This is a genomic window from Roseisalinus antarcticus, assembly GCF_900172355.1.
Lineage (GTDB): Bacteria > Pseudomonadota > Alphaproteobacteria > Rhodobacterales > Rhodobacteraceae > Oceanicola > Oceanicola antarcticus_A.
Window position 1 is genome coordinate 22575 of sequence record NZ_FWFZ01000035.1, and the last position, 11604, is coordinate 34178.

General features: G+C 65.1%; 13 protein-coding genes, 1 tRNA gene and 1 pseudogene. 8 read left to right on the forward strand and 7 right to left on the reverse strand.

Annotated features, from left to right (window positions below; genetic code table 11):
* The 4 genes from ROA7023_RS19545 (at position 1) to ROA7023_RS19560 (ending at position 2993) form a co-directional block, all read left to right on the forward strand.
* A complete protein-coding gene (locus tag ROA7023_RS19545; RefSeq protein WP_085880686.1) occupies positions 1 to 1056 on the forward strand; it encodes a sn-glycerol-3-phosphate import ATP-binding protein UgpC in 1056 nt (351 codons plus the stop codon).
* Positions 1057 to 1144: 88 nt separating this feature from the next.
* The gene (argB, locus tag ROA7023_RS19550) at positions 1145 to 2008 is read left to right on the forward strand and encodes an acetylglutamate kinase (protein WP_085880687.1); all 864 of its coding nucleotides are present in this window, start codon (positions 1145 to 1147) and stop codon (positions 2006 to 2008) included.
* Positions 2009 to 2070: 62 nt separating this feature from the next.
* The gene (locus ROA7023_RS19555) at positions 2071 to 2709 is read left to right on the forward strand and encodes a ferredoxin (RefSeq protein WP_085880688.1); all 639 of its coding nucleotides are present in this window, start codon (positions 2071 to 2073) and stop codon (positions 2707 to 2709) included.
* On the forward strand, positions 2706 to 2993 hold the full coding sequence (locus ROA7023_RS19560) for a SixA phosphatase family protein (RefSeq protein WP_085880689.1): 288 nt from the start codon (positions 2706 to 2708) through the stop codon (positions 2991 to 2993). The genes ROA7023_RS19555 and ROA7023_RS19560 overlap by 4 nt, the downstream gene beginning before the upstream one ends.
* Here ROA7023_RS19560 and ROA7023_RS25710 read toward each other — a convergent pair.
* Positions 2939 to 3172: pseudogene (locus ROA7023_RS25710) on the reverse strand (phage integrase N-terminal SAM-like domain-containing protein); the annotation flags it as partial. The gene ROA7023_RS19560 and the pseudogene ROA7023_RS25710 overlap by 55 nt on opposite strands.
* 846 nt (positions 3173 to 4018) lie before the next feature.
* Here ROA7023_RS25710 and ROA7023_RS19570 point away from each other — a divergent pair.
* Positions 4019 to 4105: transfer RNA gene (locus ROA7023_RS19570), tRNA-Ser, on the forward strand.
* A gap of 60 nt (positions 4106 to 4165) precedes the next feature.
* Here ROA7023_RS19570 and ROA7023_RS19575 read toward each other — a convergent pair.
* The 6 genes from ROA7023_RS19575 to ROA7023_RS19600 all read right to left on the reverse strand — a co-directional run bounded on the left by ROA7023_RS19575 (position 4166) and on the right by ROA7023_RS19600 (position 8369).
* The gene (locus ROA7023_RS19575; protein ID WP_085880690.1) at positions 4166 to 4351 is read right to left on the reverse strand and encodes a hypothetical protein; all 186 of its coding nucleotides are present in this window, start codon (positions 4349 to 4351) and stop codon (positions 4166 to 4168) included.
* A 176-nt stretch (positions 4352 to 4527) separates the two neighbouring features.
* Positions 4528 to 5757 carry an ImmA/IrrE family metallo-endopeptidase gene (locus tag ROA7023_RS19580; RefSeq protein ID WP_085880691.1) on the reverse strand — a complete coding sequence of 410 codons (1230 nt, stop codon included), beginning with the start codon at positions 5755 to 5757 and terminating at the stop codon, positions 4528 to 4530.
* Entirely contained in the window at positions 5757 to 6050 is a 294-nt protein-coding gene (locus ROA7023_RS19585) for a type II toxin-antitoxin system HigB family toxin (protein WP_085880692.1), read from the reverse strand. The genes ROA7023_RS19580 and ROA7023_RS19585 overlap by 1 nt, the downstream gene beginning before the upstream one ends.
* Before the next feature lie 149 nt (positions 6051 to 6199).
* On the reverse strand, positions 6200 to 6535 hold the full coding sequence (locus ROA7023_RS19590; protein WP_442475991.1) for a hypothetical protein: 336 nt from the start codon (positions 6533 to 6535) through the stop codon (positions 6200 to 6202).
* Positions 6536 to 6612: 77 nt separating this feature from the next.
* Positions 6613 to 7920 (reverse strand): recombinase family protein, encoded by a 1308-nt coding sequence (locus ROA7023_RS19595; RefSeq protein WP_085880694.1) that lies wholly within the window; start codon positions 7918 to 7920, stop codon positions 6613 to 6615.
* A complete protein-coding gene (locus ROA7023_RS19600; protein WP_085880695.1) occupies positions 7917 to 8369 on the reverse strand; it encodes a DUF2924 domain-containing protein in 453 nt (150 codons plus the stop codon). Before ROA7023_RS19600 ends, ROA7023_RS19595 begins: the two co-directional genes overlap by 4 nt.
* Positions 8370 to 8733: 364 nt before the next feature.
* On the opposite strand from ROA7023_RS19600, the gene ROA7023_RS19610 reads away from it, so the two are divergent.
* The 3 genes from ROA7023_RS19610 (at position 8734) to ROA7023_RS19620 (ending at position 11585) form a co-directional block, all read left to right on the forward strand.
* On the forward strand, positions 8734 to 9972 hold the full coding sequence (locus ROA7023_RS19610) for a hypothetical protein (protein ID WP_085880697.1): 1239 nt from the start codon (positions 8734 to 8736) through the stop codon (positions 9970 to 9972).
* Complete coding sequence (locus ROA7023_RS24090; RefSeq protein WP_143535670.1) at positions 9941 to 10879, forward strand: winged helix-turn-helix domain-containing protein; 939 nt, start codon at positions 9941 to 9943, stop codon at positions 10877 to 10879. Before ROA7023_RS19610 ends, ROA7023_RS24090 begins: the two co-directional genes overlap by 32 nt.
* Positions 10880 to 10991: 112 nt before the next feature.
* On the forward strand, positions 10992 to 11585 hold the full coding sequence (locus ROA7023_RS19620; RefSeq protein WP_085880699.1) for a sigma factor: 594 nt from the start codon (positions 10992 to 10994) through the stop codon (positions 11583 to 11585).
* Positions 11586 to 11604 lie beyond the last annotated feature (19 nt).

Here is an 11604-nt window from a genome sequence, read left to right on the forward strand (position 1 = left end):
ATGAGCAACATCCAGATCAACAATGTCCGCAAGACCTATCCCGGCGGCATCGACGCGATCCGGGGCATCACGCTCGACATCGCGGATGGCGAGTTCTGCGTTCTGGTCGGCCCGTCGGGCTGCGGCAAGTCCACCCTGCTGCGCATGATCGCGGGGCTGGAGACGATCACCGATGGTTCCGTCTCGATCGGCGACCGCGTGGTCAATGATCTGGAACCGGCCGAGCGCGACATCGCGATGGTTTTCCAGAACTACGCGCTTTACCCGCACATGACGGTCTATGGCAACATGGCCTACGGGCTGAAGAATCGCGGCGTGCCGAAGGACAAGATCAAGGTGATGGTCGACGAGGCCGCAGCCACCCTCGGCCTGTCGGAGTTCCTGACCCGCAAGCCCGCGCAATTGTCTGGCGGCCAGCGGCAGCGCGTCGCCATGGGCCGGGCCATCGTGCGCCAGCCGCAGGCGTTCCTGTTTGATGAGCCGCTGTCGAACCTCGACGCCAAGCTGCGCCTCAAGACCCGCGTCGAGATCCGCGACCTGCAACAGCGCCTCGGCACCACCTCGATCTATGTCACCCATGACCAGATGGAGGCGATGACGCTCGCCGATCAGCTCGTGGTGCTCAACGATGGTGCTGTCGAACAGGTCGGCACGCCGATCGACGTCTATAACCGGCCGGCATCGGTCTTTGTGGCCGAATTCATCGGCTCGCCACCGATGAACCTGATGCCCGGGGAAATCGACGAGAGCGGCCTCGTCACGCCGGCCGGCGTGGTGGCGGCCCCAGCGGGCGTGCGTCATGGCGCTGTCACCATCGGCATCCGCCCCGAACATCTGCACCCGGCAAGCGACGGGCCGCTGCGCCTCAAGGTGCGTGTGGTCGAACATCTGGGCGCCTCGGCGAATGCGCATGGCACCGTGCCCGGCCACGCGGTGGAGATGATCGCCAGCCTGACCGGCGCGGACCTGCCCGCCAAGGGCGAAACACTGGGGCTGACGGTGGCGGCCGAAAACCTGCATCTCTTCGATCCCGAAACCGGACGCCGCCTGCACTGACGCCGACCTCGGGCTGACCGTGCGAGAAGGCTTGGCAGCGGCGCACAGAGCGGCTACCACCGCGCGCAGCACCCCGCCGGAGACAGGTATGAAGGCCCAGGACATGACCCGCGATTGGATCGCCACCGCCCGCACGCTGTCAGAGGCGCTGCCCTATCTGCAACGCTACACGGGCGCGGTCGTGGTGATCAAGCTGGGCGGTCACGCCATGGGCAGCGACGCGGCGATGGAAACCTTCGCCCGCGACGTGGTTCTGATGAGCCATGTCGGCGTGCATCCGGTGATCGTCCATGGCGGCGGGCCGATGATCAACGAGATGCTGGACAAGCTTTCGATCACGTCGCAATTCGTCGATGGCAAACGCGTGACCGACGCGGCGACCATGGCCGTGGTCGAGATGGTCCTCTCGGGGTCGGTCAACAAGCGGATCGTGCAGGCGATCAGCAGCCAAGGCGGGCGGGCCGTGGGCCTGTCGGGCAAGGATGCGGGCCTGATCACCTGCACACCCGTCAGCCCCGAGCTGGGCCTCGTCGGCGCGCCGGCCCAGATCGACGCGACGATCCTGCACACGCTGTTCGATGCCAACATGATTCCGGTGATCGCGCCCCTCGGCGCGGGGCCTGGGGGCGAGACGTTCAACATCAACGGTGACACCGCGGCCGGCGCGGTGGCCGGGGCGCTGAAGGCCGACCGCCTGCTTCTGCTGACCGATATCGACGGGGTGCGCGATGCCTCCGGTCAGGTGGTCACCGAACTGACAGCCGATCAGATCCGCGAGATGACCCGCGACGGCGTGATCGCGGGCGGCATGATCCCCAAGACCGAAACCGCGCTCGCCGCGATAGAGGCGGGCGTGCGCGCGGTGGTCATCCTCGACGGGCGCGCGCCCAATGCGACCTTGCTGGAACTTTATACCGAACATGGTGCCGGCTCGCTCATCCGGGCGACCTGAGCCTGCCTTGTGAAACCAAAGGCGCGGCTTAGATGCATCGTCATGCACAGGATGTCCCAATCATGAGCCTTGCCCGGATCGAAGACCGCATGGCGTGCCATCACCTCGGCGTGATGGGGGCGCTGCATCTGGACGAGGGTGAGGTGCCGGGGCACGCGACGCTGGTACTGCTCGGCCCGGCCGGGCCGGAGTTCTGGGACCATTTCACGGGCTGTTCGGAATATCGCGACGAGCGCCCCGACCCGATGGATCGCTGGTCGACCCGCGTCATCACCGAGGCTGCGCAGGATCTCGGGGGCAGGGCGCTCTTTCCTTTTGGCGGACCGCCCTGGCAGCCCTTCCTCGACTGGGCGCGGCGCAGCGGGCGGGCCTGGCCGTCGCCCGTGGGTCTGCTGGTGCATGACGCGGCGGGGCTGATGGTGTCCTATCGTGGGGCGATCGCGGTGCCGGACCGGCTCGATCTGCCGCCAGACGGCGCGCGCCCCTGCGACACCTGCACGGGTCAGCCCTGCCTTGCCGCCTGCCCGGTGGACGCTTTGAGGCCCGGCGCCTATGACGTGCCGGCCTGCCGCGCCGATCTCGACCGCGCGGGCAATGACTGCCGCGCCCGCGGCTGCGCCGTGCGCCGCGCCTGCCCGGTCAGCCAGTCGCATGGCCGCCCCGAGGCGCAATCGGCCTTTCACATGGGGTATTTCGGATGAAAGACCTGATCCTGATGCGCCACGCCAAATCCGCCTGGGGTGATGCGAGCCTCGGCGATCATGCCCGCCCGCTCAACAAGCGCGGGCAACGGGCGGCGACAGCGCTCGGGCAGTGGCTGCGCGCCGAAGATCTCGTGCCCGACCAGATCCTCTGCTCGACCTCGGCGCGCACGCTTGCGACCTGCGACCGGCTCGGCCTGCCCTTGGCCCCCGACCTGCTGGACAGTCTCTACCTTGCCGAACCCGCCGACATGCTGGACAGCTTGCGCGGCGCGCGCGCATAGGCGATCCGCTCGGGGATCTCCGCCCGGTTCAGCGTCACGCCATGGAAAAAGCGCAAGGCGCAGACCGTCTGGTTGAGCGCCGGCCACGAAATGCCCTGCGACACCAGATAAACCTGAAAGGCCCGGACATCCTCCAGCCCCAGCCGATCCGGTGAGCGGTCGAAATGCCGAGCGAACCTGGCAACGGCATGAAAACAGGACCGCCCGTGTGGCCGGCGACAGGTTGCGAAGCGTCATGTCGCGGTTCATACGGCGGCACAACGGGCTTACCGCTGATGTGGCATCAGTCATGGGATGATCTCCTGATCAAAGGTTGGTCTTGAGCAACCAAACCTTCCCATCAGCAGGCCATTCCCGCCGATAACGACACCCCTCCCGCGTCAGCGGGTCCGTTCAATCTGTGATCGCTGTCCGTCGTCGCCTTGAACCTGCGTGTTCTTTCAACGTTGAACCCGTTTTCGCACATCAGCCGGCCGGCCCAATGGTGGCCCGGATCGACGCCGATCTCTTTTCAGCCCTGCGGTCACCCCTCGGGGGACAATAGCCGCCCGGATACAGGCACGAATGTACCGTCTCATCCGCCAGAGCGACCCCGCCCATGCGCGATCCGCGTCGGGCCGGGTGACTGCGGACGGCCCGCAATCCAGATCCGGACGGCATCCGTACGGGAGATGTCTGGTCTGCCTTTGCCCGGTATGCATCTCCTTTGCCGCGGTGCATGCTGTCACAGGATCGGCACCACCAGCATGAAACGTGATCCGGGGAAGATCACGAGCAACGCGGCGACAGACCGGGATGGCACCCTTCGAACATATCGACGGCTTCCGAAATCCGCGCCGTCGGCACTCCGCCCTCGGTTGGAAACGCCCCGCGGCTCTCGAAGAAAAAGAGGCCCAAGCGGGCAGTTGGGGCGACACCAGACCGCCAAAGTTTCCATAGTGTCCGAATGGGTGCCCGGATACTCTGCCATACGTTTCAAATAGTCCTCTTGCAAATCCCACACGCAAACCGCTATCAGGCACTTAGGAGAGGTGGCCGAGTGGTCGAAGGCGCACGCCTGGAAAGTGTGTAGGCGGGAAACCGTCTCGAGGGTTCGAATCCCTCTCTCTCGGGGGCTAGTGATCTCGTACTGACCAGATTTCGGGGCCTTTTGCCCAGGCTTGAGGAGCTTGTCAGACATGCCCCACCTCCATGGACACCGGCGGGACGTCCGCAAAGCGCTTGCCAGTCGCAATCTCGCTGATCCGTCCCTGATTCAGATCGAAATCTGCAGCGATCCGGTGCTGGAAGTCTCCCCGGGCGAGCCGGGCCTTGATGATCGACACCTCCTGCGGTGTCAGTTTGGTGATAGTAGCCATTCAGGCATACTCCTGGGCGCGGATGAAAAGATTTGCCCCGGAGTCCCGAACCGTCTATCTCTTGCGTACCACCACGAGAGTGCTTCGGTCTCCGGAGCCACGTTGGTCGGGTGCGCCTAAGCCCTTCCGACGTGTAGTGAAAAGCGGGGTGCCTTGCCGGGCGCCCCGCTTAATCTTTATGCAGCAACCTCCATCAGCAGCGGTCTCACTTCATTCGTGCCGACGAATTGCGACAGAAGCCGATAGTTGTGCATCTCATGACGGATGCGCCCGGCGACGATGGCGGGGTGCACGTCGGCCTTCCGCGCCAGCGAGAGGACGTTCTGAACGCTCGGGCTGAAACGCGCCGGATGCTCATCCCAAAGCTCTGACGGAATCAACGCTTCCTGCGCCCACTCGTCAGCTTCGCGTTCGCGCTCGTCATCGCGCTCATGGTTGCGCTCGCGAAGCTGAAGATCGTCAATGAAGATCTCGCCGTCTCCATCTGGGAAATGGCGGCCGATGTGCGCAAGTTCATGCAGCAGGCAGAACCAGAAGTTGTCCAGGCGGTCATAACGGATCGTCATTCCGACGACGGGAACCTTGTCGACGGTCCACATCGCAGCGCCGTCGAGATAGGTCTTCGGCAGGTGGGCTGCGACGACAAGGGCGATACCGTGCTTCGCGAGCTTCTCTTGGGCCAGTTTCGGGCCTTCGTCGAAAGTACTTAGCCGAGCGAGCTCTCGCATGAAAACACGGTCGATAGTCCCGGTTTTGTAGACGCCCGCAAGCCCAGCACGGCGTGCCACGCAGAGGATATGGAGACACCACGCTTGCAGGGCATGCACATCCGACTTGGCGTTCGCGCGAGCGCCGCCACCTTGGCGAAAGAGCGCCGGTGGAAGAGCATTCGGTCCGCCGGCGCACGCAATCAGCTCACGCACGATTTCCTCCGTGCGATCCTTCATGTCTGCTGTCTTATTGATCCAGCCTCGCTTCGCCATCTCCGCGATCGGGAAGTGATCGAGCTCGATACCCGCTGGAGCCTTTAGCAGGCTTTCCCCATCCCGGATCAGCACTTCAGCGGGAATGCCCAGATGCTCATGCAGTGCGCGGATCATCTTCAGAGTCAGATCGCGCTTACCGCTCAAAATCTCAGAAGTCTTGGCCCGGCTTCCGAAGATCGGGGCTAGGTCACTTTGGCTCATCCCAAGCTGTTGCATGCGAAATTTGATCGCTTCTACGGGATTGGGTGCATCCATTGGAAAACGCCGGTCTTCGTAGACCTCGACGAGAGTCGCGAGCACGTCGAGCTCGTCATCCTCCGTGGGAGAACGCCCCATATCCATGAGCGCTTCAACGCGGGCGAGAGCGGCTGCGTAGTCCTGCTCGGAATGAATTGGCCGAATACGATGTTCGCTTATCATCACACTTCCTCCGCGTTGATCTCGTCGTACTCCTTGTGAGTCCCTAGAAAACGGACAAACCCTATCCCCTTCTCGTAATCGAACTTCACGATCAGCCGATATTTGTTGCCGCAGATATTAAAGACCACACGCCCACCTTTGAGAATGCTCGCGCTGCGGTACTGGGCCTTGATGTCTGCTGGCGTTTTCCACTCTGCTCGCTTTGCCTCAGCCCACCAGACGTCGATCTGCGCCTTCGCATCTGGAAAGCGCTCCCCGAAAGCGATTAGCTTGGGCCGGGCGATAATTCTCATCCATCACGCTTATACAGCGATCCCTAGAGATGTCAATGCTAGACGTTCCCTGTGAGGGAGCACATGGGTAGTGCCTGTCGTGCTGGCAACCTCTGTCAGCCCAACCCGTGCGGTCGTATGATGCGGAAGGTGAACAGGGCCCGAGAAACTTAGCTTCGGGCTAGGTCCGTTACGGAACAAGGTCCGTTGCGACCACGCCGCTGCGATTGCCAATCAGTCGGAAGGGGCTCGAGAAGTTGCGACAGCGTCCGATCAGGCTCCTGCTTCCCATCCAGGATTGCCTCCACAATGTCCGGCGCGAGAAGCGTCAGACGCAGCACGCGGGTTAGATAGGACACAGCGATGCCTTCGCGCTCTGCCAGTTCGGCGATGGTCGTGAACTCGCCCGACTCCAGCATCCGCTTCCACCGGAAGGCGCGGGCCAGCGCCTTGATTAGCGTATTGTCAGCCCTGCGCGACTGCGCAGCGCCCTCGGGCAGCTGCATCTCCTTCCGCCCACCGCGCTTCACGACGCGGAACGGCACGTGGAGCGTAACAGTCTCGGGGATCGGAGTCGCACGGGTCATGCGGCTGCGCCCACGTCGCCGGCCAGCATCTCTCGTGCGAGGCCGCCGAGGCCGTCCACGCGGAGCTGGACGTTCAATCCGTCCGCGCCGAGGTCGACGCGCCCGACCAGCAGCGCCACGATGCGCGCCCGCTCGGCCGGGAAGAGTTCGTCCCAAAGCGGGTCGACCTGTTGCAGCGCCCCGCGGGCATCGGCCTCGGTCACGTCGCCATTCTGCGCGCGCGCCGCTTTCCAAGTCCCTGCCACGATCTCGGGCTGGCGGAACACTGCTCGTAGTTGGTCGATTACGGCCGCCTCGATCTCCCCGGCAGGCACGCGGCCAACCGGGCACGACCCGGCGCCATGCTTCAGAACCGTCTGGCTGACATAGTAACGGTACAGCCGACCACTTTTCCGGGTGTGGGTCGGCGAGAACGCGGCGCCGTCGGGACCGAATATCAGCCCTTTCAGCAGCGCGGGCGTCTCGGCGCGGGTGCGCGCGGCTCGCTTGCGTGGGCTTTCTGTCAGGATGGCGTGAACGCGGTCCCATGTCTCGCGGTCTATGATGGCATCGTGCTCGCCGGGATAGCTCTCGCCCTTGTGCACCGCCTCGCCGATATAGGCGCGGTTGTTGAGTATCCGGTAAATGTACTTCTTGTCGATCCGGTTGCCGCGCGGGGTGCGGATGCCGCGCTTGCCCACCTCGCGCGCCAGTTCCGTGCCCGAGCCGATCTCGAGGAAGCGGGCAAAGATCCAGCGCACATGGTCGGCGCGCTCCTCGTCGACCAGCAGCTTGCGGTTCTCGACCCGGTAGCCATAGGGCGGCACGCCACCCATCCACATGCCCTTCTTGCGGCTGGCCGCGACCTTGTCGCGGATGCGCTCGGCGGTGACCTCGCGCTCGAACTGGGCGAAGGAGAGCAGGATGTTCAGCGTCAGCCGTCCCATCGACGTGGTCGTGTTGAACGCCTGCGTGACCGAGACGAAGGTGACCTCATGGCGGTCGAACACCTCGACCAGCTTGGCGAAGTCGGCCAGCGAGCGGCTGAGGCGGTCGATCTTGTAGACCACGACCACATCGACCAGCCCGTCCTCGATATCCTCCATCAGCCGCTGCAGACCGGGCCGCTCCAGCGTCCCGCCCGAGATGCCGCCATCGTCGTACTGATCGCGGACCAGCACCCAGCCCTCGGAGCGCTGGGATGCCACGAACGCCTCGCAGGCTTCGCGCTGGGCGTGGAGCGAGTTGAATTCCTGCTCGAGCCCTTCCTCGGAGGACTTGCGCGTGTAGATCGCGCAGCGCTGTTTGCGCACCGTGGCCTTCATGCCCGCGCCCTCCTGCTTTTCAATCCGAAGAACACCCAGCCATTCCAGCGCGTGCCGGTGATCGCGCGGGCAATGGCCGAGATCGACTTGTAGGGCCGCCCCTGCCATTCGAACCCGTCGGCGGTGACGGTAACGACATGTTCCACGTCCTGCCACTCGCGGATCAGCCGCGTTCCGGTGATGGGTGTCATGTCGGCGCGGATGCGGCTCTTCTTGCGGTCGCCACCGTCGAGTTCCTCGCCCATGCGCTCAAGCCGCCGGATGGTTTCAGGTTTCAGCCCGCCATAGGCCAGTTCCTGGATGCGATACGCCAGCCGGCTTTCGAGATAGCGCCGGTTGAACGGCGGCGGCTCGCTGTCGAACAGGTCGCGCCATTGCGCCTTCAGTTCCGGCGTCGTCGCGGTCTTCAGCGCGGCGAGTCGCGCAGGGATCGGATCGTGGGTTGTCATGCGGTTCTCCGGTGAGTTGGAGTTGCATGACGGCATGCGCTCGCCGGAGAGTGTAGGCGAATTTCTCCGGTGTCGTCAGAAGGTTCACCGTGTTCGCGCATTCTCAGCCGAACCAGCCCGAGCGCCAGCAAGCCGCACAACTCGGCGCGGCGCTCGGCGGGAGTCATCTGATCGGGCGGCAGAGGATTGGGGCGTTTCATGAAGGGCGGGTCCTTGCTGTCTCGCCCTTCTCCTACTCACCGCGATCGCGAACCGTCCCACGGGGTCCAGAGCGCCGCCGGCACAGGCATGCCGGACTCGACTCTGGGTTGTTAAGGCTGATAGAACGTTCAGCGAACATCCGATTCCATTCCGGGAGGTTCCATTGCCGTCCGACATCAAGAAATTCATCAATCCCAAATTCCTGCGCACGATCGATCTCGATCTCATGCGCGAACTTTTCGCCCGGCATTATGAGGCGGACGAGATACCGGTGGCGTTTGTTGGCGAGCCCGCCGCAATTCGACAGTCGCTGATGGACTATTTCGAGGCGCCCGTCACCGAATGGTCGGAAGGCGTCGTCGCCGATCTCCATCGCGTCGCAGAGGTCGGTACTGGCGAGGGGCTGCAACTCATCCTCAACGAGGCGCGGCGGCAGAACGTGGTCCTCTATCCCGATGCGGAAACCGGGACCGATGAGGACGCGCCGGCAAAGCACGACGCCAAGCATGTCGCGCTGCACACATATCTTCATCACCACCGCGTCTTCGAGGCTGCCGCGGACTTCCAGGCGCTTCGCGCGCCGAGCGCGATGGCCGAATTCCGCGGTCCGCGGCGCCATGTGGACGCCGATCTGACCGAGGACACCAAATCCGCGTTCAGGGCGGCGATCATCAAACTGCTCGCCCAGGATCTGCAGGGCGAGTACTGCCGCGTCGGCCAGTACGAGGAGGACAGCGAGATCAATCTCGTCGTCAGCCACGGCGCGCCGGTCACCACGACACCGGTCGTTGCCGGCGACCGCGAGGAAATCATCACCCTGCGTGCGGTGAAGTATGCCGCGCTGCGCTACTCCCCGGCCGAGGGGTTGCTCCGGGTCGGCGGGGTCGCCAAGGCCCGGCAGGCGGATATTGCGGAAACCTTCGCCGAGCACATCCTGGCGCAGCCGGGGTTCTTTGCCGGCGCGGATGCGCGCGACCTCTACACGCTCGATCCGATCGGCGCGGCCGGGCCGGGGTTCGCGTTCGACCATGCGTTCGACGAACGGATCCTCGAGGTCCGGATCGTCGCCGCTGCCGCAGACCTCTTCGAGCGCGACGAGGACGAGCAGAAATGGCGCTACGTGCGCAGCTGGGTGTCCAGGGACGCCTCCGGCGGAGCGCTGCGACACTTCCGCGAAAGCGAGGTACGCTTCGGGCGTGGCTGGCGGCTGGGCGAGATCACCTTCCGGGTGTTCTTCAAGACGGACAGGAAGCGCCCCGCCCAAGTCACGGCGCGCCTCAAACCGCCGGGCACGCTGGCCTTCCGCCGCACCCGGTTCGAGAAGGCGGTCCACGCCCTCGTCGCGCGCAACGGGCTGGAGACGGACCGCGATGCTGGCATGGTTGTGGACGCGGCTGAGTGACAGCGGCCCGGCGGTCTCGATCTCCGGACGGGCGCTGCGGCGCTTCCCCGAGGGCGACGTCGACCGTCTGCTGCGGGCGCGTGTCCTGATCGAGCGTCGCAAGGCCGACAACTGGCCGGTTTGCGCCCATTGCGACTGCGGGCTCGATGCGCGCCCGGTCCGATATGTCGGGCAGGAGCTGCGCGCCTGCTGCCCGGACAACCCCGCCGAGGACGTCATCCTAGAAGAAGGCGATCTCAAGCGTTTCGGCATCGACGCCCGGCGCCTCGCCGCACAGATCGCTGCGAGCGGCGGTCTCGCCGGGTCCGTCGCGACTGTCGTGGACGACGTCTGGATGCTCGGGAACACGCCTGCCGATGGGGCCCTCATGCTCTGCCGTGACGTCGACCGACTGGAGGCGCCGGGCGCGATCCTCGCGATGAAGTCCGCGGCGGCACCGCGGCTGGTAACGGTCATTGTCCATGAACCGGACCCGGCACTGGTGCTGCGTCTGCGCGAGGCCGGTATCGAGGTCTGGGCTCTCACGGACGTGGTCCGAACAAGCGCGGAGGGCGCTGATCGTCTGGTCCTCGACGGCGCGCGCGTTTCGACGGGCGCCGTGCGTCTCGTCCTGCATCGGCGAGCGCAGTCCGCCGTGCTGGACGGTCGGCGCCTCGATCTTCCCCCGCAGATGTTCATGCTTTTCAATATGTTCGTCGAACGGTCCTTGCAACGCGATCCAGTGCTCAAGGCGCAGGAGATCGAAGCGCAGTTCCAGCGGACGCCGCGGGAAATCGTTCGCGACCTGCGCAAGTCCCTGGTTGTCAGCGGTCTTGCGGAAGAAACGGCCGAGGCTCTGATCCAAACCGTCCGGACGCGCGGCTATTGCCTCGGTCTCGCCCCTTCAGAGGCCGCGATAGAAGACTGAGGGCCGCGGCTCACACAATCGGCACACATCAAACACACGCCAATCACACCGGCAGAACGATGAAGGCGGGCAGTCTCGGAGCATCAGAAACGATGTTCCGAGGCTTCCAACGATGCACCCCCTGATTTCCCCCTCCGACCTTGCCACGCTGATCGACGAGGCCGAGCGCGCGGCGCGACGCCTGCACCGCAAGCTGGCGCTGCCCGCGGCCGATCTCGACGATCTCCGCCAGGACCTCCTGATCGACCTGATCTGCCGGCTGCCGCGCTTCGACAAGCGCCGCGGCACCATCGGCGCTTTCGCGGGCATCGTCCTGCGCAACCGGTCCTCGCGGATCGCGATCCGGCACTACCGGGAGCGCCGCGCGCAGGGCGGCACGATGCTGTCGCTCAACGCGCCTATCGCCGGCAGCGCAGAGCCGCTGGGCTGCCTGCTGGCGGAGACGGACGGGCTGGCCGCCTGGCACGGTCAGGACCGCGATCCCGAAACGGACCTCCAGACCCGTGAGGCCGTGCAGTCCGCGTTGGCGCGCCTGCCCGAGGGCGACCGCCGGTTCTGCTGTGCGCTTGCCCATCGCTCCGTGACGGCGCTGGCCGCCGAGGGTTTCGGCAGCCGGTCCGCCCTCTATCGCCGCCTCGCCGATCTCCGCCACGTCCTCACCGCCCACGGTCTCGGTCCGGCGTGGGACGATCTGGCGGCAGCGTGAGTAGAGGGAAAAGGAGGAG